This window comes from Bradyrhizobium sp. AUGA SZCCT0222 (assembly GCF_018130205.1).
In the GTDB taxonomy this organism is placed as follows: Bacteria; Pseudomonadota; Alphaproteobacteria; order Rhizobiales; family Xanthobacteraceae; genus Bradyrhizobium.
In genome coordinates this window covers 244777-268990 of the sequence record NZ_JAFCLX010000001.1, presented here as the reverse complement: position 1 = coordinate 268990, position 24214 = coordinate 244777, and the positions used below count along the sequence as shown (strand labels likewise).

General features: G+C 62.0%; 24 protein-coding genes and 1 tRNA gene. 10 read left to right on the top strand and 15 right to left on the bottom strand.

What is annotated here, in order from left to right:
- Nucleotides 1-42: 42 nt before the first annotated feature.
- The 5 genes from JQ629_RS01165 to JQ629_RS01145 all read left to right on the top strand — a co-directional run bounded on the left by JQ629_RS01165 (nt 43) and on the right by JQ629_RS01145 (nt 6769).
- The gene (locus tag JQ629_RS01165) at nt 43-816 is read left to right on the top strand and encodes a PA4824 family protein (protein WP_249134740.1); all 774 of its coding nucleotides are present in this window, start codon (nt 43-45) and stop codon (nt 814-816) included.
- Between the two features lie 118 nt (nt 817-934).
- Nucleotides 935-1741, top strand: a complete 807-nt coding sequence (locus JQ629_RS01160) for an enoyl-CoA hydratase/isomerase family protein (RefSeq protein ID WP_212410563.1) — start codon at nt 935-937, stop codon at nt 1739-1741.
- A 338-nt stretch (nt 1742-2079) separates the two neighbouring features.
- On the top strand, nt 2080-3099 hold the full coding sequence (locus JQ629_RS01155) for a TRAP transporter substrate-binding protein (protein WP_212410561.1): 1020 nt from the start codon (nt 2080-2082) through the stop codon (nt 3097-3099).
- 81 nt (nt 3100-3180) lie between these two features.
- Nucleotides 3181-5079, top strand: coding sequence for a TRAP transporter large permease (locus tag JQ629_RS01150; RefSeq protein ID WP_212410641.1), 1899 nt, complete (start codon nt 3181-3183; stop codon nt 5077-5079).
- A 28-nt stretch (nt 5080-5107) separates the two neighbouring features.
- Complete coding sequence (locus tag JQ629_RS01145; RefSeq protein WP_212410559.1) at nt 5108-6769, top strand: acyl-CoA synthetase; 1662 nt, start codon at nt 5108-5110, stop codon at nt 6767-6769.
- Nucleotides 6770-6938: 169 nt separating this feature from the next.
- Here JQ629_RS01145 and JQ629_RS01140 read toward each other — a convergent pair whose 3' ends face one another.
- The 5 genes from JQ629_RS01140 to metG form a co-directional block, all read right to left on the bottom strand.
- Nucleotides 6939-7571 (bottom strand): antibiotic biosynthesis monooxygenase family protein, encoded by a 633-nt coding sequence (locus JQ629_RS01140; protein WP_212410557.1) that lies wholly within the window; start codon nt 7569-7571, stop codon nt 6939-6941.
- A 162-nt stretch (nt 7572-7733) separates the two neighbouring features.
- Nucleotides 7734-8732 carry a L,D-transpeptidase family protein gene (locus tag JQ629_RS01135; protein WP_212410555.1) on the bottom strand — a complete coding sequence of 333 codons (999 nt, stop codon included), beginning with the start codon at nt 8730-8732 and terminating at the stop codon, nt 7734-7736.
- 76 nt (nt 8733-8808) lie between these two features.
- A complete protein-coding gene (locus JQ629_RS01130) occupies nt 8809-9615 on the bottom strand; it encodes an MBL fold metallo-hydrolase (protein WP_212410553.1) in 807 nt (268 codons plus the stop codon).
- Entirely contained in the window at nt 9612-10403 is a 792-nt protein-coding gene (locus JQ629_RS01125; RefSeq protein ID WP_212410551.1) for a TatD family hydrolase, read from the bottom strand. Before JQ629_RS01125 ends, JQ629_RS01130 begins: the two co-directional genes overlap by 4 nt.
- A gap of 14 nt (nt 10404-10417) precedes the next feature.
- Nucleotides 10418-11974, bottom strand: coding sequence for a methionine--tRNA ligase (gene metG, locus JQ629_RS01120; protein ID WP_349631194.1), 1557 nt, complete (start codon nt 11972-11974; stop codon nt 10418-10420).
- Here metG and JQ629_RS37665 point away from each other — a divergent pair.
- Complete coding sequence (locus tag JQ629_RS37665; protein WP_349631193.1) at nt 11958-12377, top strand: hypothetical protein; 420 nt, start codon at nt 11958-11960, stop codon at nt 12375-12377. The genes metG and JQ629_RS37665 overlap by 17 nt on opposite strands.
- 41 nt (nt 12378-12418) lie before the next feature.
- On the opposite strand, the gene JQ629_RS01115 is transcribed toward JQ629_RS37665, so the two are convergent.
- From JQ629_RS01115 to JQ629_RS01105, 3 genes are read right to left on the bottom strand one after another with little or no spacing between them, the layout of a single operon-like run.
- Entirely contained in the window at nt 12419-13459 is a 1041-nt protein-coding gene (locus JQ629_RS01115) for a DNA polymerase III subunit delta' (protein WP_212410547.1), read from the bottom strand.
- Nucleotides 13456-14142 (bottom strand): dTMP kinase, encoded by a 687-nt coding sequence (tmk, locus tag JQ629_RS01110; protein WP_212410545.1) that lies wholly within the window; start codon nt 14140-14142, stop codon nt 13456-13458. Before tmk ends, JQ629_RS01115 begins: the two co-directional genes overlap by 4 nt.
- A 2-nt stretch (nt 14143-14144) precedes the next feature.
- Nucleotides 14145-15407 (bottom strand): D-alanyl-D-alanine carboxypeptidase family protein, encoded by a 1263-nt coding sequence (locus tag JQ629_RS01105; protein WP_212410543.1) that lies wholly within the window; start codon nt 15405-15407, stop codon nt 14145-14147.
- A gap of 167 nt (nt 15408-15574) precedes the next feature.
- Here JQ629_RS01105 and JQ629_RS01100 point away from each other — a divergent pair, with 167 nt between their 5' ends.
- Nucleotides 15575-16516 carry an alpha/beta fold hydrolase gene (locus JQ629_RS01100; protein ID WP_212410540.1) on the top strand — a complete coding sequence of 314 codons (942 nt, stop codon included), beginning with the start codon at nt 15575-15577 and terminating at the stop codon, nt 16514-16516.
- Here the strand turns inward: JQ629_RS01100 and JQ629_RS01095 are convergent.
- Complete coding sequence (locus JQ629_RS01095; RefSeq protein ID WP_212410538.1) at nt 16510-17418, bottom strand: septal ring lytic transglycosylase RlpA family protein; 909 nt, start codon at nt 17416-17418, stop codon at nt 16510-16512. The genes JQ629_RS01100 and JQ629_RS01095 overlap by 7 nt on opposite strands.
- A 940-nt stretch (nt 17419-18358) precedes the next feature.
- Between JQ629_RS01095 and JQ629_RS01090 the strand changes: the two genes are divergently transcribed.
- Entirely contained in the window at nt 18359-19270 is a 912-nt protein-coding gene (locus tag JQ629_RS01090; protein ID WP_212410536.1) for an outer membrane protein, read from the top strand.
- 362 nt (nt 19271-19632) lie between these two features.
- On the opposite strand, the gene JQ629_RS01085 is transcribed toward JQ629_RS01090, so the two are convergent.
- From JQ629_RS01085 to JQ629_RS01075, 3 genes are all read right to left on the bottom strand, one after another.
- Nucleotides 19633-19782, bottom strand: coding sequence for a DUF5989 family protein (locus JQ629_RS01085; RefSeq protein WP_212264617.1), 150 nt, complete (start codon nt 19780-19782; stop codon nt 19633-19635).
- A gap of 455 nt (nt 19783-20237) precedes the next feature.
- Nucleotides 20238-20462, bottom strand: a complete 225-nt coding sequence (locus JQ629_RS01080) for a hypothetical protein (protein ID WP_212410535.1) — start codon at nt 20460-20462, stop codon at nt 20238-20240.
- Nucleotides 20459-20731: a recombinase family protein gene (locus JQ629_RS01075; protein WP_212410534.1), complete on the bottom strand. Its 273-nt coding sequence runs from the start codon at nt 20729-20731 to the stop codon at nt 20459-20461. The genes JQ629_RS01080 and JQ629_RS01075 overlap by 4 nt, the downstream gene beginning before the upstream one ends.
- A 107-nt stretch (nt 20732-20838) precedes the next feature.
- On the opposite strand from JQ629_RS01075, the gene JQ629_RS37435 reads away from it, so the two are divergent.
- On the top strand, nt 20839-20973 hold the full coding sequence (locus tag JQ629_RS37435; RefSeq protein ID WP_283815881.1) for a hypothetical protein: 135 nt from the start codon (nt 20839-20841) through the stop codon (nt 20971-20973).
- A gap of 85 nt (nt 20974-21058) precedes the next feature.
- Nucleotides 21059-21148 (top strand) — tRNA-Ser (locus JQ629_RS01070).
- Between the two features lie 304 nt (nt 21149-21452).
- Here the strand turns inward: JQ629_RS01070 and JQ629_RS01065 are convergent.
- The 3 genes from JQ629_RS01065 to JQ629_RS01055 form a co-directional block, all read right to left on the bottom strand.
- Nucleotides 21453-22523, bottom strand: coding sequence for a M23 family metallopeptidase (locus tag JQ629_RS01065; RefSeq protein WP_212410533.1), 1071 nt, complete (start codon nt 22521-22523; stop codon nt 21453-21455).
- 36 nt (nt 22524-22559) lie between these two features.
- Complete coding sequence (locus tag JQ629_RS01060) at nt 22560-22751, bottom strand: hypothetical protein (RefSeq protein ID WP_212410532.1); 192 nt, start codon at nt 22749-22751, stop codon at nt 22560-22562.
- Between the two features lie 98 nt (nt 22752-22849).
- Nucleotides 22850-24205, bottom strand: a complete 1356-nt coding sequence (locus tag JQ629_RS01055) for an HlyD family type I secretion periplasmic adaptor subunit (protein WP_212410531.1) — start codon at nt 24203-24205, stop codon at nt 22850-22852.
- Nucleotides 24206-24214: the final 9 nt, after the last annotated feature.

The following is a 24214-nucleotide window of genomic DNA, read 5'->3' as shown; positions in this document are numbered from 1 at the left end:
ATCCGGGCTATGTCGAGGCGAAGACTCTGCTAGCATTTGGCCATGGGGATTGGGGCAGGGCGCATCGCAATCGCGGCGGCAGCGGCCATTTCGGCCTGGCTTCCGATTTGGCTTCCGGCTGGCGATGCGCGCGCCGCCAACGGCGCCTACGCGGTCGACGCCGCCGACATCGCCGAGGTCGGATCCTGCAAGGTCGAGAGCTGGCTGCAGGGGGCGACCAACACAGATTTTACGGCCGTGGCCAATCCATCCTGCGCGGTGAATATTTTCAGGCCGGTGGAATTGAGCATGCAGACCGTCCGGTCGCGCAGCGACGGCGACTGGAGCAACAGCCTCGCTCCCAAGGCCAAGTGGAACTTCATTCCGACCGGAGTGGGAAGGTTCGGCCTGTCGTTCTATGCCGGCGGATCATTCGACGCGTTGACCGGAGATAATCTCACCACGTTTGCGGTGGTGCCGGTGACGTACAGACTGTCCGAGACGATGCGGATCAACCTCAACGGCGGCTGGATGTGGGACCGCATGGCCGACCGGCATTACCTGGTCTATGGCGCCGGCTTTGACTGGAAGCTCTCGGACACGTTGCAGTGGACCATCGAAGCGTTCGGCCAGGCCGGCCAGTCGGACGAGCCGAGCACGATCCGGCCGCGATTCCAGACCGGCATTCGCTACCGGCCCAACGACATCTTCTCGGTCGACCTGATCTACGGCCACAATATATCGGGCGAAAACGCCAATTGGATCACGCTAGGCACCACGATCCGCTTTCCGGTGCCGGGTAGCAAACCCGACCATCAACGGACCGGCCATTTGTGAGCTCTCACCCTGCCGGGCTGCACCGCCGGGCAGGAGGGACCGCCATGCAGACAGCGCGCGGGCCGAGCGTGCTTTTGTGCGTTAAGGTTCTCAAAAATAACGGGCAGGGAGACGCCGCTTGACCAACTTTGTCACCATTGAAAGAGGCCTTGGGCCCGATGGCCGTATCGCCGTCGTCCGCTTCGACCGCGGCGATGGCATCAACGCGATGTCGCCGGAGGCGATGCGCCAGCTTACCGATGCCGCCCGCAGCTTTGAGGATGACGGCGAGACCTCGGTCGTGGTGCTGACAGGCGCTTCCAAAGCGTTCACGGCCGGCTTCGATCTCAAGGACCCCGAGGGCCGGGCGCGGAAAACCATGGACCTCGGCACCCTGCGGCGCCACCTGAAGCTCGGGCCGCGCCTGACGCGGGCCTGGCAGGACATGGAACAGATCACGATCGGCGCCATCGAGGGCTTCTGCGTCGGCGGCGGCGTCGCGCTGGCGGTGGCGCTGGATTTCCGCGTCATGGCCCGCGACGCCCATATGCGCGTGCCCGAGATCGGGCTCGGCATGAACATGAGCTGGCAGAGCGTGCCGCGCATGCTGCACCTGATGGGACCGGCGCGGACCAAGCAGGCCGTGATCCTGGCCGACCACCGCATCACGGCAGCCGAGGCCTACGAATGGCGGCTGGTCGAGGAGGTCGCCGAACCCGGCCAGGCGTTCGACGCCGCGATGGCGCTGGCCGCCAAGGTCGCCGCCCAGCCGCCACTGTCGGTCGCCATGACCAAGCTGACCGTCAACCGGCTCACCCACGCGCTCGACGATCTCACCAGCCATATGGACGTCGACCAGTTCGCGCTGGCGAGCCTCAGCGAGGATCACAAGGAAGGCGTCGCGGCGTTCCTGGAGCGGCGGAAACCGAAGTTCAGGGGGCGGTAGGAACGGGCTTCGAGCGGGCGTCGCCGTGCCGCCTTGTGCCAGACGCCAAATCCGTAATTCGCATAAGGTATATTATGGAATATTTATATCTACAATTAGATCAGATATTTAGCGTGAAGTCCTTCTAAGCCAGGTCAGATTGACCCGGTTTCTTCGATCCAGAACGCGGCCCCAGACAGCTCGCAAAAACAAACGCATGACTGCTGGCGGCTGCGTCCCGAAAACCGATATTGCCGCGGCCCGCGGACGCTGCAATAAGCCGCCCGGCGAGATCGCTCGCAGCATCCGGTCCGCACGGATTGGGTCTCAAGAACAACAACCCTCAAGGGAGAAACCAGATGAGCTTTTCACGACGCACGCTTCTCAAGGCATCCGCTGCGTCAGCGGTTTTGGGTGGCATCGGCGCCCCGTTGGTGGCGCGTGCCCAGACCGCCGAATTCACCTACAAATACGCCAACAATCTGCCTGACGGCCATCCGTTGAACACCCGCGCCAAGGAGATGGCGGCGGCGATCAAGGCCGAGACCAATGGCCGGTTCGACCTGCAGATTTTCCCGAACAACCAACTCGGGTCCGACACCGACATGCTGAGCCAGATCAGGTCCGGCGGCGTCGAGTTTTTCACGCTGTCAGGCCTGATCCTGGCGACGCTGGTGCCTGCGGCATCGATCAGCGGCATCGGCTTCGCTTTCCCGGATTACGACACGGTCTGGAAGGCCATGGATGGCGGGCTGGGCGCTCACGTCCGCGGCGAGATCACCAAGGCCAATCTGGTGGTCATGGACAAGATTTGGGACAATGGCTTCCGACAGACCACGTCCTCGACCAAGCCGATCAACGGGCCTGAGGACCTCAAGGGCTTCAAGATTCGCGTTCCGGTCTCGCCGCTCTGGACCTCGATGTTCAAGGCGTTCGATGCGGCGCCCGCTTCGATCAATTTCAGCGAAGTCTATTCTGCGCTGCAGACCAAGATCGTCGAGGGCCAGGAAAATCCGCTGGCGATCATCTCGACCGCCAAGCTCTACGAAGTGCAGAAGTTCTGTTCGCTGACTAACCACATGTGGGACGGCTTCTGGTTCCTGGCCAACCGCCGCGCGTGGGAAAAACTCCCGGAGGATGTCCGGACCGTCGTCGCCAAAAACATCAACGCGGCGGGCGTGAAGGAACGCGAAGACGTCGCCACGCTCAATGCCGGCCTGCAGCAGGAATTGGCCGGCAAAGGCCTTGTCTTCAACCAGCCCAATGTGACCCCGTTCCGCGACAAACTGCGCTCAGCCGGCTTCTATGCGGAATGGAAGGGCAAATACGGCGAACAGGCTTGGGAGCTGCTGGAGAAGTCCGTCGGCAAGCTGTCGTAGCCGGATAGGGGTCTCAGACCCCTATCCTGTCTTTGGTTGAGCATGATCGTCCCGGATCATGCCTTGGTGCAGGGCGCTGCGATGGCTCATGCCGAACTGACCGAGAACGTGACCGGCGAGGTGGCAGAGCCCCCTCGCCGCCGCTCTCTGCTCGCGTCCATTGAAAACTTCCTTGGAATGCTGGTTGAGATCCCGGCAGCGCTCCTGGTCGTCGCCGAGATCGTCATTCTGTTCGCGGGCGTGGTGGCGCGCTACGGGATGCACCGGCCGTTGATCTGGTCGGACGAACTGGCCTCGATGCTGTTCCTGTGGCTGGCGATGCTGGGGGCTGCCGTGGCGTTCCGGCGAGCCGAGCACATGCGGATGACGGCCGTGGTCGCGAGCGCCAAGCCTGCGCTGCGCGCCTATCTCGACCTGGTCGCGACCTGCGCCGCGCTGGCGTTTCTCTTGATGATCGCCTGGCCGGCCTTTGAATACGCCTATGAGGAAAGCTACATCACCACGCCGGCGCTGCAGGTCACCAATATCTGGCGGGCGGCGGCGCTGCCGGTCGGCATCGCTCTGATGGCGCTGTTTGCGTTCCTGCGGCTGATACGGGCGGGCAACGTCCGTACCGTTTTCGCGGCCATCCTGTCGGTAGCACTGGTCATTGCGGTGTTCTGGCTGCTGAAGGGCTCGCTGCGGCCGCTCGGCAATCTCAACCTGATCATCTTCTTCGTTGGCGTAGCCGGTTTCTGCGTGTTCGCCGGCGTTCCCATTGCGTTCGGCTTTGGCCTGGCGACCTATGGCTATCTGGCGCTGACGACCAATACGCCGCTGATGGTGCTGGTCGGCCGCATGGACGAGGGCATGAGCCACCTCATCCTGCTGTCGGTGCCGCTGTTCGTGTTCCTGGGGTTGCTGATCGAGATGACCGGCATGGCGCGCGCCATGGTGGCGTTCCTGGCGAGCCTGCTGGGCCATGTCCGGGGCGGGCTGCATTACGTGCTGGTCGGCGCGATGTATCTGGTTTCGGGCATCTCGGGCTCCAAGGCCGCCGACATGGCTGCCGTGGCGCCCGTGCTGTTTCCGGAAATGAAGGCGCGGGGCGCCAAGCCGGGCGATCTGGTCGCCCTGCTCTCGGCCACCGGCGCCCAGACCGAAACCATCCCTCCGAGTCTGGTGCTCATCACGATCGGCTCGGTAACCGGCGTATCGATTGCGGCCCTGTTCACTGGCGGCCTGCTGCCGGGTGTGGTGCTGGCGATCACGCTGTCGGCGCTGGTGTGGTGGCGCTACCGCGACGAGGACCTGACACATGTCGCCAGGGCCAGCGGCGGCGAGATCGTCCGTGCGTTCATCATCGCCCTGCCCGCCGTGGCGCTGCCCTTCGTGATCCGCTACGCCGTCGTCGAGGGCATCGCGACCGCGACCGAGGTGTCCACCATCGGCATCGTCTATGCCTTCGTCGTCGGCTACCTGATCTACGGGCTGTTGATCTACCGCAATTTCGACTGGCGGCGCATCATGCCGATGCTGGTCGAGACCGCGTGCTTGTCGGGGGCCATCCTGCTGATCATCGGCTGCGCCACCGGGATGGCCTGGGGCCTGACCCAGTCCGGCTTCTCGCGGACGCTGGCGGCGGCCATGACCGGCCTGCCCGGCGGTTCGGCGACCTTCATCGCGGTGTCGATCGTGGCCTTCGTGATCCTCGGCAGCGTGCTCGAGGGCATTCCGGCGATCGTGCTGTTCGGGCCGCTGTTGTTTCCGATCGCGCGTGCGGTCGGGGTGCACGAGGTTCACTACGCCATGATCGTTATTCTGGCGATGGGTATCGGGCTATTCGCGCCGCCGTTCGGAGTGGGCTATTATGCCGCCTGCGCCATCGGACGCGTCGATCCCGCCGAAGGGATCAGGCCGATCTGGGGCTATCTGCTGGCGCTGATGGTCGGACTCATTATTGTGGCGATCTTTCCGTGGATTTCGATCGGGTTCTTGTAGGTTCAATTTTACTGATGGGACAAAGCCGATGAGCGCAGCCCAAACTCCAGACCAAGGTCAATACAGCATCGGATTGGACAAGACGCCGGCGAATTACGTGCCGCTGACGCCGCTGAGCTTCCTCGCACGCAGCGCGGCTGTTTACCCCGATGCCGTTAGCACCGTCTACGAAGGCCGCGTCTTCACCTGGTCGCAGACCTATGAGCGCTGCCGGCGCTTTGCCTCATACCTTGCCGGCCGCGGCATCGGCCATGGCGATACGGTTGCGGCGATGCTGCCGAATATTCCCGCGATGAACGAATTGCACTTCGCGGTGCCGATGGCGGGTGCGGTGCTGAATGCGCTCAACATCCGGCTCGACGCGCCCTCGATTGCGTTTCAGCTCGATCATGGCGGCGCCAAAATCATCATGGTCGACCCGGAATTTTCCGGCCTCATCGCGGAAGCGCTGACGCTGATGAATGGACCCAAACCTTATGTCATCGACGTCGACGATGCGGCATTTGCCGGCGGCAAGCGGATCGGCGAACTCGAATATGAAGCGGCGGTGGCGCAGGGCGATGCTGGTTTCGTGGCTCGCCTGCCCGGCGATGAATGGGACGCGATCGCGCTGAGCTATACGTCGGGCACCACGGGCAACCCGAAAGGCGTCGTCACCCATCACCGCGGCGCCTACCTCAACGCCGTCAGCAACATCCTGGCGGGCAATCTCGGCCAGCATCCGGTCTATCTCTGGACGCTGCCGATGTTTCATTGCAACGGCTGGTGTTTTCCGTGGACGGTCGCGGCCGCCGCCGGCATCAATGTCTGCCTGCGCAAGGTGGACCCGTTGAAGATTTTCGAACTGATCCCCAAACACGGCGTCACCCACATGTGCGGCGCGCCGATCGTCTACAACACGCTGATCAACGCGCCGGACGCGCCGAAGGGCGCCAAGGCGCGGCCCGTGGTCGGGTTGATTGCGGGCGCAGCGCCTCCCGTTGCCGTGCTCGAAGGCGCCGAGAGCATCGGCATCAAGCTGACGCATGTCTACGGCCTGACCGAGGTCTATGGTCCTGCTTCGGTCTGCGCCGAACAGCCGGGCTGGGATGAATTGCCGGCCGATCAACGCGCCCAGCTCAAGCGCCGGCAGGGCGTGCCCTACCCGCTGCAGGAAGGCGTCACGGTGCTCGATCCCGAAACCATGCGCGAAGTGCCGCGCGACGGCGAGACCATCGGCGAGGTGATGTTCCGCGGCAATATCGTGATGAAGGGCTATCTGAAGAACGAGAAGGCGACGAGCGAGGCCTTTGCCGGCGGCTGGTTTCACACCGGCGATCTCGGCGTGCTCGATGAAAGCGGCTACGTCATCATCAAGGACCGCTCCAAGGACATCATCATTTCCGGGGGCGAGAACATCTCTTCCGTCGAGGTCGAGGACATCCTCTACAAACACCCGGCCGTGCTGTTCGCGGCTGTGGTCGCCAAGCCCGATCCGAAATGGGGCGAAGTGCCCTGCGCCTTCGTCGAGCTGAAGGAAGGCGCGAAAGCGACCGAAGCCGACATCATCGCGTTCTGCCGCGGCCACATGTCCGGCTTCAAGACTCCGAAGGCCGTGGTGTTCGGCGTCATTCCGAAGACGTCGACCGGGAAAATTCAAAAATTCCTGCTGCGTAACCAGGTGGATTCGGCGAAGGCGATTTCGGCTTAGATTCGTCGTCCCGGCGAACGCCGGGACCCATACCGCGTGATCTCTCGATCAAGCCTTGGTAGCAGATACCTTTCGCAAAACTTCACCCTGTGGTTATGGGTCCCGGCGTTCGCCGGGACGACGCGTTGAGAGGGCGCTGGCTCCAAGGTCCATCTAACGTCAATCACTGCTACCCCTGCTCTCGCCTGACCGGCGGATAATACTGCGGCGCCTCAGCCCGTTCGTACATGCCGTAGTCGCGCATGACCTCGAAGACGCGGAAATACTCCGTCGTGGGATCAGTAAATAGCCGCGCACCGAATGCGGCACCGCCCGCTTCGTCCGGCACGTCGATCAGGTGGGCGTACTGTCCTTCGCGATAGACGCTCGTGAACGCGTCACGGCGCCAATCGGTTGCGACTGGAAGTTCGGCGCTTCGCGATTCCGCCGCCAGCACATAGGTCGGCGGACGGCGCGAAGGATCATTGTAGGGTGTCCGTTTCTTCGGCTGCCAGACAGGTTGTCCCGGCCGTTCTTCGTGAATGACCTGAGCGACGCGAATTCGGTAGTCCGAAAAGACCTTCTCGCGGCCGGCCGTCTGGACCTCGTGATGGTGGCCATGGGCCCGCCAGGCCGTCAGGGCGCCCTCGTCCTGCCATATCTGGTAGGACAGCAGCAGATGTTCTTGCGTCAAACTCCTGAATCGATCGATGAAAACGCAGCCACCCATGGCCTCAAGCTCGGGCTTCAGTGAAGCGGCGAGATTGAGATACTGGTCCCGGCGCCCGGGCCTTGTCTGAACTTCGAAGAACAGGCCGATCATTAAACTACCCTGCTTTTCTCCCAACGTAGTCCGTTTGCTCCACCCGCTCCAGCATCAACCGTCATGGGCCGGGATCAGCCAGCCTGCAGAGTCTGGCGCAGCACGTCATAATCCTGTTGGAGATGACAAGAAGTGGCGCGGCTTGAAGCGCGCTCGGACGATCTAGCTCTTTCCGCTCGCCGGCGGCTGCTCGACGAACACGACCGGCGTTCCCTTTTTGATGCTCCTGCCCAACAAGCCGGCATCCCAATTGGTCAGCCGAACGCAACCGTTGGATTCAGACTTGCTGACCGTCGAAGGGTTGGACGTGCCGTGGATGCCGTATCCTTCGGCCGATAACCCGATCCAATAGGATCCCGCCGGATTATTCGGGCCGGGTTTGATGGTGAACACCTCTTTTGATTTGACACCCTTGAATTTGTAGTCGGGATTATAGCGATAATTCGGGTTGGCATCGGTGGACACGACCTTGAGCGTGCCGCTGGGGGTAGGCTTTTCCTTGCTCCCGACAGTCGCTGGAAAGAACGCGACAAGCTCGCCGGACGAGGCGAAGGCCTTTACGGCCTGGCGTGATTTGTCCACCTCGATCCGTTCAACCTTCAACCTGGCGTCATCTCTGGGCACGGCGGCGACCAAAACGGTTTCACCTGCCTGATCGAACTTCTTCTTGGGATTGAGAGCTTCCAGCAGCCCCTCACTCATGTGAAATTTCTCGGCGATGGCTTCGCGCGAGCTGGTGTAGCCGAGAGCTTTGAGGTGCCGCATATCTTCCATCCTGGCGGGCAGCTTTTCCAGGAAGGGTCCCTTGATGTCGCCGCTGGAAATCTTGTACTCGATGACGACAGCGTCCGAGCTCGTCCCCGCAAGCGCTTTCCATACCTCCGGCGTCAGCGCTTGAGCAGGCTTCAAGCCTTTCGCCTCGGCGAAGGCCTTTAACGCCTTCTGCGCGTTTTCGCCGAGCTTGCCGTCGATTTCTCCCGGAGAAAACCGCGCGCGATCCAGCAGGACCTGGACCTTGATGACGAGAGGATCGACTTTCCTTTCTGCCGGAGGTTTGGCAGATTCAAATTCTGCATTGTTGATCGATGCGGCGTCCAGGCCGGCCGCCGGCAATATCAGCCAGACCCACAGGACCGGTGCGGCCAACAAGCGGCGGATCATCTCGGCTCTCTCCTGGAAGCGGAACTCCGGTGATAATCAGTTCGTGCCGACGAAGTTCCGCCACGTCGCCTGAGCCTCAGTCCGTCCGCTCCAGCACCAGCCGCATGCCGTCAAAAGCCGGGATCACGTCAGCCGGCAGGCTCTGGCGCAGCACCTCGTAATCGAGGTCGGAATGCATGTTGGTGATGACGGCGCGGCGCGGCTTGAAGCGCCCGATCCAGGACAGCGCGTCGTTGATGCTGAAATGGCTGGGATGCCCGGCATAGCGCAGCCCGTCGATGATCCAGAGTTCGAGGTTTTCCAGGGCATGCCAGCTCTCGGCCGGGATGTCGCTGACATCAGGCGTATAGGCGGCATCGCCGATGCGATACCCGAGCGCGGGGATCAAGCCATGCTGCATGATGAACGCCGACAGCGTCACCGCGCCGCCCTTCCCCTCGATGGTCCGGCTTTCGCCCGCTTCCATCAAATGCCCGTCGAGGATCGGCGGATAGTCGCTGCCTTCGGGCGACACGAAGCAATAGGAAAACCGCAACATGATGTGGTTGGCGGTCGATTGATTGAGATAGAGCGGAATCCGCCGCCGCTGATGCAGCACGACCGAACGCAGATCGTCGATGCCGTGGGTCTGGTCGGCATGCTCGTGGGTCAGGAACACCGCATCGATGTGGTCGACATCGGCATCGATCAGCTGTTCGCGGAGGTCGGGCGAAGTGTCGATCACGATCCGCGTGGTGCCCTTTTGCGATACCCGCTCGACCAGCAGCGAACAACGGCGGCGCCGATTCCTTGGATTGTTGGGATCGCAGGCGCCCCAACCGAGCGCCGGACGCGGCACGCCGGCGGAGGAACCACAGCCGAGGATCGTCAGCGTCAGCGTCATGCGGCCGCTTTCGGCGCGGGTACCTTGGAAAACAGCCGAAAGAAGTTTTCGGTTGTCTGCCGCGAAATCTCCTCAAGCGAAACCCCGCGCGCCTCCGCCAGCACCTTGGCCACCTCGACCACGTAGGATGGCTCGTTACGCTTGCCACGGAATTTGCCGGGCGCCAGATACGGCGCGTCGGTTTCGACCATGATGCGATCGGCCGGCAGTTCGGCAGCGAGTTCGCGCAAGGCTTCTGATTTCTTGAACGTCAGGATGCCCGTGAACGAGATCGATAGTCCCAGCGAGATCGCCTTCATCGCCAGTTCGCGTCCGCCAGTGTAGCAATGCAGCACGGCACGAAACGGTCCCTTGGCCATTTCCTCCTCGAGGATACGACCGCAACCTTCATCGGCGTCGCGGGTGTGAATGACCAGCGGCAGGCCGGTTAAGCGCGCGGCGGCAATGTGGGCGCGAAAGCCGCGCTCCTGCGCTTCAGGTGAGCCGTCGTCGTAGAAATTATCCAGCCCCGCCTCGCCCAGCGCCACGACCTTCGGATGCTTCGTCAGTTCGATCAACTCGCTCGCGGGAATGCCGTCTTCCTCGTCGGCGTGGTGCGGATGGGTGCCGACCGAGCAATAGACGTTCGGAAACCGCTCGGCGATTTGCAGCAAGCCGCCAAGCCGCCTCACCCGCGTCGAAATGGTGACGATGCGGCCGACGCCTGATCTCTCGGCGCGCGCAACGATGCCGTCGAGATCCTCGGCGAAATCGGGAAAGTCGAGATGACAGTGGCTGTCGACGAGCATGGCGTTCGAACCGATCAATCTGCCTTTGGTTCGACGTAGCGCGGGAACACTCCGACCGGCGCCGGCAAGGCTGTACCTGCGGCGATGCGCGTGGGCAGTGCTGCAAAATTACGCGACATGATATCTTGGGGGATACCGAGACTGTCCAGCAGCTTGCCGCAGGATTCCGGCATCACCGGCTGCGCCAGGATCGCGATCTGGCGCACGACTTCCGCGGTCACGTACAAGACGGTCTTCTGCCGCGCCGGATCGGTCTTCGCCAGCGCCCACGGCGCCTCGCCCGCGAAATAGCGGTTGGCTTCCGCCACCACCGCCCACACGGCGCTCAGCCATTGATGGATCTGCTGCGTCGCCATCGCCGTGCGCGACGCTTCGAGCATGGCATCGGCTTGCGCCAGGATCGCCTTGTCATTGTCGCTGAACTCGCCGGGCTCCGGCAGGATACCGCCGAGTTGCTTTGCGATCATGGAAAGCGAGCGCTGCGCCAGATTGCCGAGATCGTTGGCGAGATCGGCATTGATACGCGCGACGATGGCCTCGTGGTTGTAGCTGCCGTCCTGGCCGAACGACACTTCGCGCATGAAGAAATAGCGTATCTGATCGACGCCGTATTGCGCCGCCATGGCGAAGGGATCGACGACGTTGCCGACAGACTTCGACATCTTCTCACCGCGGTTGAGCAGGAAGCCGTGGCTGAAGACACGATGGGGGACCTCGACGCCGGCCGACATCAGGAAGGCGGGCCAGTAGACGGCGTGGAAACGCACGATATCCTTGCCGGTGACGTGCAGATTGGCCGGCCAGTAACGCTGGAATTCGGCGCTCTCGACGTCGGGATAGCCGGCGGCCGTAATGTAATTCGTGAGCGCGTCCATCCAGACATACATCACATGGGACGGAGCGCCCGGCACCTCGATGCCCCAGTCGAACGTCGTTCGCGAGACCGATAGATCCTTCAGGCCGCCTTTGACAAAGCTCGCAACTTCATTGAGCCGCTCGCGCGGCAGCACGAAGTCGGGCACGTCAGCATAGAGGGCGAGCAACTTGTCCTGATAGGCCGACAGGCGGAAGAAATAGGTCTCTTCCTCGGTCCACTCGACCGGCGAGCCCAGCGGCTCGCGGCGAATGCCATCGTCCCCGACGGTGGTTTCCGCTTCGTCAAAATAAGCCTCTTGACGGACCGAATACCAGCCGGCGTACTTGTCGAGATAGATATCTCCGTTCTTCTCGATCGCACTCCAGAGTGCCTGGCATGCCCGCCTGTGGCGCGGCTCGGTGGTGCGGATGTAGTCGTCATATGAGATGTTGAGCGCGGTCATCATGTCGCGGAAGCGCGCGGAGTTGCGATCCGCAAGAGCGAGCGGCGTGAGGCCCTCCGCAACCGCGGTTTGCTGCATCTTGAGGCCGTGCTCGTCGGTCCCCGTCAGAAAGCGGACATCGAAGCCGTCGAGCCGCTGAAAGCGGGCAATCGCGTCGGTGACCATCGCGGTGTAGGCATGGCCGATGTGCGGTATGCCGTTCGGATAGAAGATCGGCGTCGTGACGAAGTAACTGTTGCGTGGCGTCGCCACCGCTGGCGTTGCGGCAACGGGTGCCTTCGGGCGCGGCGTGGCAGCCTTCGGGCGCTTCGGTGCGGATGGCTTCTTTTCGGCTGACGAGGTCCTGCCGACGGCACTCGGCGTTTTGGGGGCCGCGACGGATTTCTTCGCCGCCGGTTTCTTCGCTGATTTCTTCGAAAGTGTCTTCGAAGACTTCTTGGCGGTCTTCTTCGCAACCGACTTCTTTACGGCTTTCTTCACCGTCTTCTTCACGGCCTTCTTGGCAGCCTTCTTCGGCGCCTTGCGCGTTTTTTTCACGACGCGTTTTTTGGCGCCGGTCTTTTTGGTGGCGCGCGCAGGCGAAGACTTGCGGGCCTTGGCCTTTTTCTTTTTGGAGGTCTTCTTGTTAGCCTTCGCCACCACGAATTTCCTTTAAGCGTTCAAATCAGATTGTCCGGATTAATATCGAACGGAGCGTCACCGCGTGGCTTCCGCGAGCATCCCGAACACCGAGAAAACCAGCGGTTTTCGTTCCAGATTGTACGATTCCGTATCGCGCGCGGCGCGGATGATCTTTTCCCATACCTCCGCCAGTCGTGCAAGGCGCGGCAGGTTGGCGTTGGCGTCACCAGCGCGCAGCTTTTCGCCGATCCAGCGATCGATGCCGTCGACGAAGGCCGCAAGGGCCACGCGGTCGCTGCCGCCCAGAGCGTCACCCAGCGCATGCAATTCGCGGGGGTCAACATGCGGCAGGGTCGCCAGCAGCGCCGCGGTCCGTTGCTGCAGCTTGAGCGCATCGCCGCCGAGCAGCGTGACTGCGCGCGAGACGCTCCCCTCCGCCGCCTCTGCCGCTTCCGCAAGCGCGGGATCGTCGGCCATCATGTTCGCAGCCAGTGCGGCGGCGCGGATAACGTCTTCGGTCGCCAGCGGTCGCAGCGGCAATTTGCGGCAACGGGACAGGATGGTCGGCAGCGCCCGCGCCGGCGAATGACTGACGAGCAGAAACAGCGATCGCTGCGGCGGCTCCTCGAGAATCTTGAGCAGCGCGTTCGCCGCATTAGGATTGAGCTCGTCGACGGTATCGACGATGCAGACCCGCCAGCCGTCGACCGCCGCGGTCGAGCCGAAGAACGAGATCGTCTCGCGCGTCTCGTCGACGGTAATGACGGTGCGCATCACGCCGCGGTCGTTGAGGCTGCGCTCCAGCACCAACAGCCCGCCATGGGCGCCGTTGGTAACCTGCCGCGCAACGGGATCGGCGGGATCGACCGCCAGCGTCTCCGCGCGTTGCACCGAAGGCGACAGCGGGTCGGGATGCGTCAGCACGAACCGCGCCATGCGATAGGCCAGCGTCGCCTTGCCGATGCCCTGCGCGCCGCCGATCAGCCAGGCATGCGGAATGCGGCCGCTGCGGTAGGCGTTGAGCAGCGCGGTCTCTGCCTCGCGGTGCCCGAACAGATCTGGCATTTCGCGGGGATGTCGGACTGCTGTGTCCTGCTCGACCTTGCGGGCACTCATGCGGAACTCGCCGTCGCGGAAATAGCGAACAGGTGATCGCGCAAGGCCTTCCAGACGTGGGCGGCGACGACGTCCGTATCGGCATTGGCATCGATCAGCACGCAGCGCTGCGGATCTTCCACGGCGATCTGCTGGTAGGCGTCGCGCAGATCCTGATGGAACTTGACGTCCTCCGCCTCGAAACGGTCGGGCGCGCCGGTGCCGCGGCGGACGGCGGCGCGCTTCAGTCCGACTTCAACGGGGATATCGAGGATGATGGTCAGGTCCGGCTTGAGGTCGCCGATGGTGACCCGCTGCATGGCGTTGAGCACGGCGGGCGAGACCTGTCCCAGCCGCCCCTGATAGGCACGCGTCGAATCCGAAAATCGGTCGCACAGCACCCAGATCCCCTGGCTGAGCGCCGGCTGAATCACCGTGCGCACATGGTCGTCGCGGGCGGCGGCAAACAGCAGCGTTTCCGCCTCCGGCCCAAGCAATTTGCCCATGCCCGACAGCACGAGATGACGGATGATTTCGGCGCCCGGCGAGCCGCCGGGCTCGCGGGTGACGATCGCGCGCAGTTTTGCGGTTGCAAGGCGGTCGGCAAGTTTCTTGATCTGCGTGGACTTTCCGGAGCCCTCGCCGCCTTCGAACGAAATGAACTTTCCGCGTCCCGAAGGCCGGCTAACCGTTGCTTCGGCCATATTCAGAGCTTCTCTGCGCTCGCGCGGAACATGCCGATGACGAGTTCGCTGACGCCATCGACCGCGCGGCGCATCGTCGAACCGGTCGCGACCGCCTCCGCAGCATAGACCGGCGCCTCCATCGCGACATTGGCGCCGCGCCAGACCCGCACCACGCCGACCGGCTGGCCTTCGGCGACCGGCGCCCGCACCGGGCCGTTATAGACCAGGCGCGCGATCAGCTTTTCGCTGCCGTTCTTCGGCACCATCACCTTGATCGGCTCGCGGCTCGCCAGCTTGACCGACCGGCTTTCACCGCCGAACACCTTGGCATATCCGACCTGTTGATTGGCCGCGAACAGCGTCCGCGCCTCGAAATTGCGGAACCCCCATTCCAGCATTTTCTTGGCTTCCGACGCGCGATCGTCGGGGTCTTCAAGCCCGTTGATCACGACGATCAGCCGGATGTCGTTTTGGACGGCGGAGCCGACCATCCCGTAGCCGCCATCCTTGGTGTAACCGGTCTTCAGCCCGTCGGCACCGTTAAGCGAGTTCAACAGCGGATTGCGGTTCTGTTGCCGGATCTTGTTCCAGATGAATTCCCTCTCCGCGAACAGCTTGTACATGTCCGGATAGGTCAGGATGATATGACGCGAGAGGTTGGCCAGTTCCCGCACCGTCATCTTGTTGGCGGGATCGGGCAGCCCGTTTGAATTGCCGAAGGTCGACCTGGTCATGCCGAGCTCGCGTGCCCGCTTGGTCAAGAATTCGGCGGCAAAGATCTTCTCGTTTCCGGCCATCCCCTCGGCGAGCGCGATGCAGGAGTCGTTGCCGCTCTGGATGATCGCGCCCTTCAGGAGATCGTCGACCGAAACCTTGCTGTTGAGGATGGCAAACATGGTCGAGCCGCCCGCCGGCGCGCCGCCTTTGCGCCAGGCGTTTTCGCTGATGCGGTATTCGTCGGTCAGTTTGACCTTTCCGGTCTTGACGGCGTTGAACACCACCTCGGCCGTCATCAGCTTCATCATGCTCGACGGCGCCCGCAACTCGTCGGCATTCTTCTCGAACAGCACGCTGCCGCTGGTGCCTTCGATCAGGATCGCGGTCGGCGCGTCGCCGTCAAAGCCACCCTCCGCTTCCTTCTTGGCGCCCTGCACGCTGTTGTTGGCGGCGTAGACGATCCCGCCCCATCCGACGGCCAGTGCCAGCGTGACCGCGATTAGGCCCCGCCACGGACGTGCGGCCGCGGCGTCAGATTTGCGGGAAACGGGTCTGTCGGCAGCCATTGGCGATGTCCTGAATCCCGGCGTTCTAACAGTTGGAAGTATCGCAAACAACACAGGTTTTTGGACTTGTGGATCAGCCGATCCAATTGCGGCGCCGACCGAACGACCGTATCCTTCCCAAGCGCAGCAATTTCCCGACAAGATACGAAAAACAGGGCGGAAACACGATGCCATCCTCACGCACCATTTCCGCAGGCGGGATCGAGTTGTTTGTGCTCGAGCAAGGTCAGGGTCCGCTGGTGCTGCTCTGTCACGGCTGGCCGGAATTGTCCTATTCGTGGCGGCACCAGATCCCTGCGATCGCGGCAGCCGGTTTCCATGTCGTGGCGCCGGACATGCGCGGCTTTGGCCGCAGCAGCGCACCCGCCGAAATCGGGGCTTACAGCATCTTCGACAATGTCGGCGACATGGTCGCGCTGGTGTCGGCGCTGGGCGAAAAGCAGGCCGTCATTGTCGGCCATGATTGGGGCGCGCCGGTTGCATGGCACGCGGCGATGTTCCGCCCGGACGTCTTTACGAAAGTCGCGGGCCTCAGCGTACCGCCCCCATTCCGCGGCCGCAGCCGGCCGCTGGACAGCCTGCGCGACGGTGGAATCACCAATTTCTATTGGCAATACTTTCAGACCCCCGGCGTTGCCGAGGCCGAGTTCGAGCGGGATGTCGCCTTGACCATGCGCCTCGTGCTCGGGCGCGGGGTGTCCGACCCGGCCGCGCTCTACATCACCGAGGGTAAGGGCTTTCTCGGCAACATCAGCCCAGTCGTGAAGCTGCCGGATTGGCTTGATGAGGCCGACATCGCCTATTTTGCCAAGGTCTATCGGGAATCCGGCTTCCGCGGCGGACTGAACTGGTACCGCAATCTCGACCGCAACTGGGAACTGACCGCCCCCTGGCAAGGCGCGCAGATCCATCAGCCGTCATTGTTCGTCGCGGGATCGAAAGATTCCGTCATCACCGGTCTGATCGGCGCCAAGCGCGTCACGGAACTGGAGCGGGTGCTGCCCAACCTGCGGCAAAAGCTGATCATCGACGGCGCCGGTCACTGGATTCAGCAGGAGCGTCCCGACGAGGTCAACGCCGCTTTGATAGCCTTCCTGAAGAATCAGTAGAGCCCGCGCCCGCTCAGAACCTCGCTCGGGCCCCGCGGATCGATCGGCAGATAGGCCGAGCGCGGCGTGGCCGCATAGCCCGCCTCGTTTTCGTAAGACACCGCGCGTGGATTTTCCAACGCCCGGCCGCGCGAGCGGTTGGAGGCCGATATTTCCGAGGTGGCAGTTGAGCTGTTGCCGAGGCTATAAGGCCGCCCTTCCGGCATCGGAACCTCGCCCCGGATCCGGCCCGCGGAGGACGGCATCTCGGGAACGAACGGCCGGGCGGAAGCCACCCGCACCGTGGACGGTGACGGCGCCGGAACGCCGGTCCGCAAGGTCGCCATCAGCTGGCGATCGTCGGAACCCTCCAAGGGGGCCCGCCCGACATATTCAACACGTACCTTGGCGACACCATTGCTTTTGAAATCAAGGAGTTCGGCCGCCTTGTTCGAGACGTCGATGAGGCGATTTCCATGGTATGGGCCGCGGTCGTTGACGCGAACCACCAACGATTTGCCGTTACGCAAATTGGTGACGCGGGCGTAGCTGGGGATCGGCAGCGTTGGATGGGCTGCGGTCAGCGAGAGCATGTCGAATACTTCGCCATTGGCGGTCAGCCGGCCATGGAAATCGTCGCCGTACCAAGAGGCCATGCCTTCCGCGCGATAGTCGGGGTCTTCCTCGGGCACGTAGACCCGGCCGGCCACGGTGTAGGGCTTGCCGATCCGGTAGGTGCCGCCGCCCTTCGGCACGGGTTCGCCCATCGCCACCACCCGGGGGCTTGAGGAAACGCCGTATTTGGGATCGACGCGGCTCGCGAACTTGCCCGACGAGGCGCAATTGGCAAGCAGGAGACAGGCGGCCACGGCAGCAGCGCCACGCGCCACCCGGACCATCGATTTCGACCGTCGAATCCCCATTCGCCCCAATACCATTCACACGGCCGTATGCCTACGCGAGGCTGCATGGCCTGATTCGTTGATACGGCCCACCTCCGCACCAAGACGTAAAGATATCGCAACCCGAACACGGCGGAAATGGGGTGCGCGCCGCCGTGGTGAATCAATGGTTGCTATCCATGGTCGCCTTGGGTCGCCTTGGGTTTGCCTCGGTCCCCCGGCGATTTACGGGCTTCATTGTGACGATCGCCCATAGACCATCCCTGCCCTGTCCCGCTTTCAGACAATCTGTTGCAGCAAATCATCACTCGGCCTGGACTTTCGTTTTGGCCACGGAATCTTTTTGACTGTGCAACGGCGCAGTCGTTCTGTGCGTGCAGGGGCGCAAAGGATTTGTGCGATGATTGAGACGGTTACAGCGATTATGGGCCTGGTGAGCGCGGCGATTTTCCTGGCTCATGCATTCGAAGGCTATCGATCCCGGGCCTGAGTTTCAGGCCTTGCTTGAGGCTGAGCCCCAAGCGGAAAGATGCATCACCTCTTTCGAGGCGGGAGATTCGGAAAGATTTAATAAATTCGGACGAGTATCCAGAGTGGCAGGTGTATCATGCGCAACCACGATTTGGTCTCTAACGGATTCCTTGCTCTGACCACGGCCAGCATGGTGCTGCTGTGCTCGAGCTTGCTGGCTTTTGCGCTCGGCTAGACCGGCGGATAGCGACCGGCGGCCTCAATATGGTGGACGTGACGCTGAGAACGAGCCGCCGAATCCAACGACTTGGGCGACGAGCCGCTAGCTAGTAGCACCTGCTCAATATGACGTGCCCCCCAAGGCGCCTCTCGGCTTAGCAGCCCGTCCCCGCCTTCACACCGACGAGCAACCTACCGATCATCCAGATGCGAACGATACCCGGTCAGGTGTTGCGGCGCAATCACACACGCGCCCAGGCGACTTGATAGAGTGAAGGCGACCGCAACCAATAGCAAGACGGGATGGACCGCCGGCGGCGGCATCGAGGCCGTGCTGGCCGGCAACTGGACTGCCAAGGTCGAATATCTCTACGTCGATCTCGGCAGTGTTTCGAACACGCAGATCATCGCTCTCGCCTTCGGCGGTGGTACGCAAGTCGCCACCAGCGACGTGCGCAACCATGTCGGACGCGTCGGCGTGAACTATAGATTCGGCGCCCCGGCAGCTGCGCCTATGTTCGCCAAAGCTCCCGCTCTGCTCGCCTACAATTGGACCGGCGCTTACGTCGGCTGCAACGTCGGCTATGGCGTCGCCCGCAATGCAGCGGTCCAGACCTTTGTACTGCCCAATGATCAGCTCACCATCGCGCCCGACGGCGTGGTCGGTGGCGCGCAGGTTGGCTACAATTGGCAGGTCAGCAATGTCGTGCTGGGTCTGGAAGGCGACTTTCAGTGGAGCGGCCAGAGGGACACGATCTGCAGACTATGCCAGCCGACGCTGGGCACCCTGACGCAGAATTTCACCCAGGAGCTGTCGTGGCTCGCAACGGCGCGCGGACGGCTGGGCTATGCCGCCGGACCCGCGCTGTTCTACGTCACAGGCGGTGCTGCGTTCGGTGAGATCAAGACCACCATCAATCAGCAGGTTCCGCCCCTGAACCAGACCACGCACTTCAGCGACAGCAAAACCGGCTGGACCATCGGCGGCGGCATTGAGGCCGCGCTCGGCGGCAACTGGAGTGCCAAGGCCGAGTATCTCTACGTCGATCTCGGCAGCGCCACCTACGCGGTAACCCAACCTGGATTCGGACCGCTCACGCTGGTCACAGACTTGCGCGATCACGTCGGACGCGTCGGTGTAAACTACAAGTTCGGCAGCGGTCCGGTCGTCGCCAAGTATTGAGACGGCGAGCGAGCGGCGTTGGCAGCAACTCTCTCCCGGTCGATCATCGGAAACCAGGAATCGATGGCCGATCCTTTCGTTCAAGCCAACGCCGCTGCCGCGCGCTGCATATTGGCCGGCATGTCGCCTGTCACCGCGCTCTGCTCGTTTACGGCAGCCGCGGTACTCGTCACGTATTCATTGACGAGTCCAATAGCCGCTTTGATCGTACCCAGAGCCGCAGCACCCAGGCGCGCAGCCTGGGCGTCTACCGCCCCGATTTGGGAATCCTACCCTGCCCTCAGCCTCTAGCGGGCCGCAGAGTCCAATGAAAAACTTGTCTAAGGCCGCTTGTGAAAATCCCAAGGATACAGATGCGCCATCTAGAAGAGAGTATAAATAAAAGGCGCGATCGCGGAGCCTTTCGTCAGCACCACAAGTCCGCCAAGCACGACCATCATGATCAGGATCGGCAACAGCCAAAACTTTTTTCGGAACCGCATAAATCGCCAAAGCTCAGCTACGAATTCCATGTTTCGTCCTTCAGAACATTCTTTCATCGTCTCGGCCGCAAGGGTGCTGCCGGCTTTGCTTTCTGGGGATCAAAATTGAGAGGCAGGCAACTACGGATTCCATAGACGAGAGACATCATCAGAGTTTGTCGATCATATCGAGCGCATCAGGAACAATAATACCATATCGCTTTGTGATTAAGGAGCTGTCGAGCGTCGCGAAACTCTCAATTGGGGAGTCGAAATCGAGCTGCACCTGATGAGACGAAGTCACAGGCCGTCTCGTGGTGGTCAAAACCTTTTCGCCCCGAGCCTGCATAAGGCGAGCTGCGGCTGATCCGATCTCAGAGTTCGCGCCTACGACGAGGAACATAGTTTACCTGTGACGATGACGTTAGACGAACACCCGGCGATGCCATCACGGCTCCAGCTTTTCAGAATCAAAACGCCGCCAGCCGTGCGAACCGAATGCGGCCCTAGGCGCCCAAAAGGCCAACTTTGTCGATGACAGTGCGGGCTATCTGCTTAGGGCTCAATCCGTAAACTTCAAAGAGATCGTTCTGAACACCATAGTTCTTACAGAAACGATCAGGCAGAGCTATCCGCTTCATCCAGGGCATGTTGGGGCCGAGTTCATCGACGAGAATATCGGTAACCGCGCTTCCAAACCCTCCGATCGCAATTCCCTCCTCGATGGTCACAACGAGGCGGCATGCTCGACAACAGCGTCGTTGTCTATTGGCTTTCTGGTATGGAAATGCACGACGGAAGTGTCGACACCATCCGCGTGGAGAATATTGACGGCCTCGAACATGCGGCTGGTGAATTCGTCGGCGCTCGTCGTCGCCATCGTCCATGACGTCGGCAGGTTGAGCGCCATAACGCGCACGTGCCGTGACGTCGGTTCGACCTTGAGGGGTTGCCAGTCGGCCGAGGTCAGGCGCGACAACCGGTCGACCTGTTCGGTCAAAGGTTGCCCGCCGCACCGGGGGTAATCGGTTTCGCTAGCACCCGCTCCCACGACTTTCGGGCATCGATACCACCGCCCTCCTCGACGCTGGCATCCCGGTCCACACCGTGGCGCTGCGCATCGGCGACGATCCGGCGGTTGTCCTCCGGAACTACGCCAAGCGCAAACGGACCAAGGCGGCCGACGCCAATCCGGCGGATGCCATCGGGAAGTTTGCGGCCGGCTTCCTCGATCGGCGCTGAGATTGGCCCCCAAATTGGCCCAAAAAGACTTGTTCACAGACCGTTCTTGATCTCCTGCCCCCTAAGTGCTTGATACCGCTGCAACGGAAGGGTGGCCGAGTGGTTTAAGGCACCGGTCTTGAAAACCGGCGTGCCTGCAAGGGTACCGTGGGTTCGAATCCCACCCCTTCCGCCATTACACTGTTCTTCCTTGTTCGCCATTGTTCGGAATCCCCAACAAAAGCAGAGGCTTGCGCCGGAACGTCCATCCTCCCTACTCACCTGAAAAACGAATTGGAATCGTTCACATTTCGGAAACGGCAGAATGCAGCACCGAAGCTACGGTTGAAAGCCACGGCGGGAGGAATACACACTAGGAAATGGGTTCTCCGCTGAGCGCGCCGGACACGTCCGTACAAATGCCGACGAAATGGGCGTTAGCCTTGGGAAGAGTGCTAGCGAACTGAATCTTTGATGTTCTGAATACCGACGCACGCATACTATTCCGAAACAGTGAACGAGCGAATGTTCGATGTAATCCGTTTCTCGCCGTCGGTAATTTCTACACTCAACAGATATGTCCCTGCTTTAACGCCCACTTTCCGACCCGCGTAAGCCAGATAGTTCGCCTTGCGGCGCGGTAACTCCGTGGTTGCGTGATCAATCAAGGTAGTTTCGCCTGGCCCCACCAGCTTGATTCTGAATCGTGACCCTTGATCTACATTGATTGCCCACACCCATGCGATGGTCGAATTGCCCCCGCCCGTCGCGAGAGGGGGCCCACCCGATCGGACAAGGTTACCCAACTCGGGCGGAGCATTAGCCAGCCCAACATCAAGGATCGTAACTGGAGCTTGAACCAACGCCCGCCTGGACGCCGCATCAAACAGACTTCCGGACAGGTCGCCACAAACTGGGGATTCACTTCGCAACGCCTTCCCGGTGAGTGGCTCAACCAGCTTGCCATCCTGACGCACCGACAGATGAACGTGCGGAAACTCCGCGACGCCGGAAGAACCGATAGACCCGATACGTTCGCCTTTTCGAACGAACATGCCCGAACGAACGGCCAAGCTGCCGGTCTTGAGATGGCAGTATTGCGAGGAAAGTCCGCCTTGATGATCGATAATGATCCCATTGCCGCATGCCATATCGTGCAGATCGTGGCGATCATTCGCAGCATCAAAAATCTGATCAGGGATGCCGTCCCTGACTCGGGATACGGTTCCGTCGGCGACGGAAATTACTGGAATATCCCGGGCTATATCGCTTAGCGCCCGCAACCGGATATCCCACCCGGTATGTCCCTGGTAAGTCGCCTGACCGCACAAGGGATCGAGCGTAGCTTGGCCAGGATCAATGTCTGGCATTTGCTGGACAAAACAGTCTAGGCCCATTTTGCAGTTAACCGGCAGGCCCAACCGCACCTGCTCCTCCGACACGGCGACCGATGGGAGCGATCCATAACCAATGATAGAGACGCCAATCGTGAAAGCGAGACGATACAGGAAGTGGGCTACACGGCGGTACGTCAAACTACCGCTGGCCAACGCTGTCAGTCTTTCCAACACGGCGATTCTTTTTGTTCGGGTTCAAGACCTGCACCTCTAAAATTCAATCACTTCTCCACCAAATCGTTTGGCGAAGTCTTCCGCATTCTTCAGGTTGTGGAAGTTGAAAATCATCCAACCCCCGTGATCGGCTTGCGCTTCTGAACACCCGACGAGCAATGCCTCGTCACGTTCCAGATAGAACTGGAGCATCTTGTCCCAGTCGTCACCCAAGTCGAGATCGGACACCCTAAGCTGGACATAACATGCATTCGCACTATTCGTTGGAGCTGCTCCTCCGTTAGACATGACACAATCTCGCTCCTCTGGCCGCGGCCAGAACGGCCTCAGCGTTCGCGGAATGCACGATTCATCTGATCGGTGAAAGGCTTGGCCAGATAGGACGCTGCGGTGCGCTCCTGGGTCGAGACGAAGACCTCCGCGGGCATGCCAGGAACGAGCCTCAGCCCCTTCTGCTGGACGAACTCCTCCTCAGCCGGCAGCAGGTGCACGTAGGCGATGTAATGCTCCTGCCCGTTGGAGGGGTCGCGGGCCGAGGCTGGCGACACCATCGCGACCTGGCCCTTCAGCTCCGGCGTGGTGGTGCGGTTGAAGGCGGTGAGGCGGATGCGCGCTGGCTGTCCGACCCTCACCTGGTCGATGTCGGCCGGCGAAATCCGGATCTCGAACTTGAGGTCAGCGTTCTGCGGCACCACGGTGGCGATCTTGGCCGCAGGAGTGATGACCCCGCCCACCGTGTAGGCGAACAGTTCGTTGATGTAGCCTGAGGCCGGGGAGCGGATCTCGGTGCGCGACAGCCGATCCTCGACGGCCAGCTTGCGTTCCTGGAGTTCGGCGATGCGCGCCTCCACCGTGCGCAGCTCCTTCTGAGCCTCGGTCGAGGCGTTCTGGTCCACGGCGATGATCTGAACGCGGATCTCGCTGGTCCTCACCTTGGCGCGGGCGATGCTCGCCTGGATCTCGCCCCGTTCGCCCATGATGCGCGCGTAGTCGCGCTGGGCGGAGTAAACGCGCTGGTACTCGACGATCTTGCGGTCGAATAGCGACTGCAGCTTTTCGCGTTCGGCGCCGACGAGCCCGATCTCCTCCACCTTAGCGGCAAGGCGGGCCTCCATGCCCCTGATCTCCTCGCCGGTCTGGCCGATGCTGAGCTCGAGCTGCTCCTTCTGGCTGTCCCGCGCGGTCTTGTTGCCCGTGAACAGCCGGCTCTCGCCGTGGATCACGGCGCCGGCGGTCGAGGGAAACAGCGTGTGCATCTCGGCGGGAAAATCGGCGGACGGCAGATTGTCGCGTTCGGCCAACAAGCGGGCGCGACGCCCGAGCGCCTCGACCATCTGGGCGCGTACGATCAGATGCTCGGCCTTGATCTGGACGTCGTCGAGCGTCGCCAGCACCTGGCCTTCCTTGACCTGGTCGCCTTGGCGCACCGCCAGCGTCTTGACGATGCCGCCGTCGCGGTGCTGCACCTCCTTGAGGTTCTGGTCGACCTTGACCGTGCCGGCTGCGACCACCGCGCCCTCCAGCATCGCCCAGGCCGCCCAGCCGCCGCACCCGGCCACCAGCAGCGCGCTCAGCACCAGGCCGGCCAGGATGCGGGGCCACAGGCGCAGCGCCCGTTCGCGGGGCGCGCCCCGGGCCCGTACCGGCTGCGGTACGAATTCGGATGCGTCGACATGCTTCATGGCTTCTCT

What these genes read in the sequence shown, in the direction of transcription:
- JQ629_RS01125 (WP_212410551.1), bottom strand. Translation starts at nt 10,403, where the DNA reads ATGCTCGTCGACAGCCACTGTCATCTCGACTTTCCCGATTTCGCCGAG.
- JQ629_RS01165 (WP_249134740.1), top strand. Translation starts at nt 43, where the DNA reads ATGGGGATTGGGGCAGGGCGCATCGCAATCGCGGCGGCAGCGGCCATT.
- JQ629_RS01105 (WP_212410543.1), bottom strand. Translation starts at nt 15,407, where the DNA reads ATGGCTGCCGACAGACCCGTTTCCCGCAAATCTGACGCCGCGGCCGCA.
- JQ629_RS01100 (WP_212410540.1), top strand. Translation starts at nt 15,575, where the DNA reads ATGCCATCCTCACGCACCATTTCCGCAGGCGGGATCGAGTTGTTTGTG.
- JQ629_RS01085 (WP_212264617.1), bottom strand. Translation starts at nt 19,782, where the DNA reads ATGGAATTCGTAGCTGAGCTTTGGCGATTTATGCGGTTCCGAAAAAAG.
- JQ629_RS01115 (WP_212410547.1), bottom strand. Translation starts at nt 13,459, where the DNA reads ATGAGTGCCCGCAAGGTCGAGCAGGACACAGCAGTCCGACATCCCCGC.
- JQ629_RS01150 (WP_212410641.1), top strand. Translation starts at nt 3,181, where the DNA reads ATGGCTCATGCCGAACTGACCGAGAACGTGACCGGCGAGGTGGCAGAG.
- JQ629_RS01135 (WP_212410555.1), bottom strand. Translation starts at nt 8,732, where the DNA reads ATGATCCGCCGCTTGTTGGCCGCACCGGTCCTGTGGGTCTGGCTGATA.
- JQ629_RS01140 (WP_212410557.1), bottom strand. Translation starts at nt 7,571, where the DNA reads ATGATCGGCCTGTTCTTCGAAGTTCAGACAAGGCCCGGGCGCCGGGAC.
- tmk (WP_212410545.1), bottom strand. Translation starts at nt 14,142, where the DNA reads ATGGCCGAAGCAACGGTTAGCCGGCCTTCGGGACGCGGAAAGTTCATT.
- JQ629_RS01130 (WP_212410553.1), bottom strand. Translation starts at nt 9,615, where the DNA reads ATGACGCTGACGCTGACGATCCTCGGCTGTGGTTCCTCCGCCGGCGTG.
- JQ629_RS01145 (WP_212410559.1), top strand. Translation starts at nt 5,108, where the DNA reads ATGAGCGCAGCCCAAACTCCAGACCAAGGTCAATACAGCATCGGATTG.
- JQ629_RS01055 (WP_212410531.1), bottom strand. Translation starts at nt 24,205, where the DNA reads ATGAAGCATGTCGACGCATCCGAATTCGTACCGCAGCCGGTACGGGCC.
- JQ629_RS01095 (WP_212410538.1), bottom strand. Translation starts at nt 17,418, where the DNA reads ATGGGGATTCGACGGTCGAAATCGATGGTCCGGGTGGCGCGTGGCGCT.
- JQ629_RS01155 (WP_212410561.1), top strand. Translation starts at nt 2,080, where the DNA reads ATGAGCTTTTCACGACGCACGCTTCTCAAGGCATCCGCTGCGTCAGCG.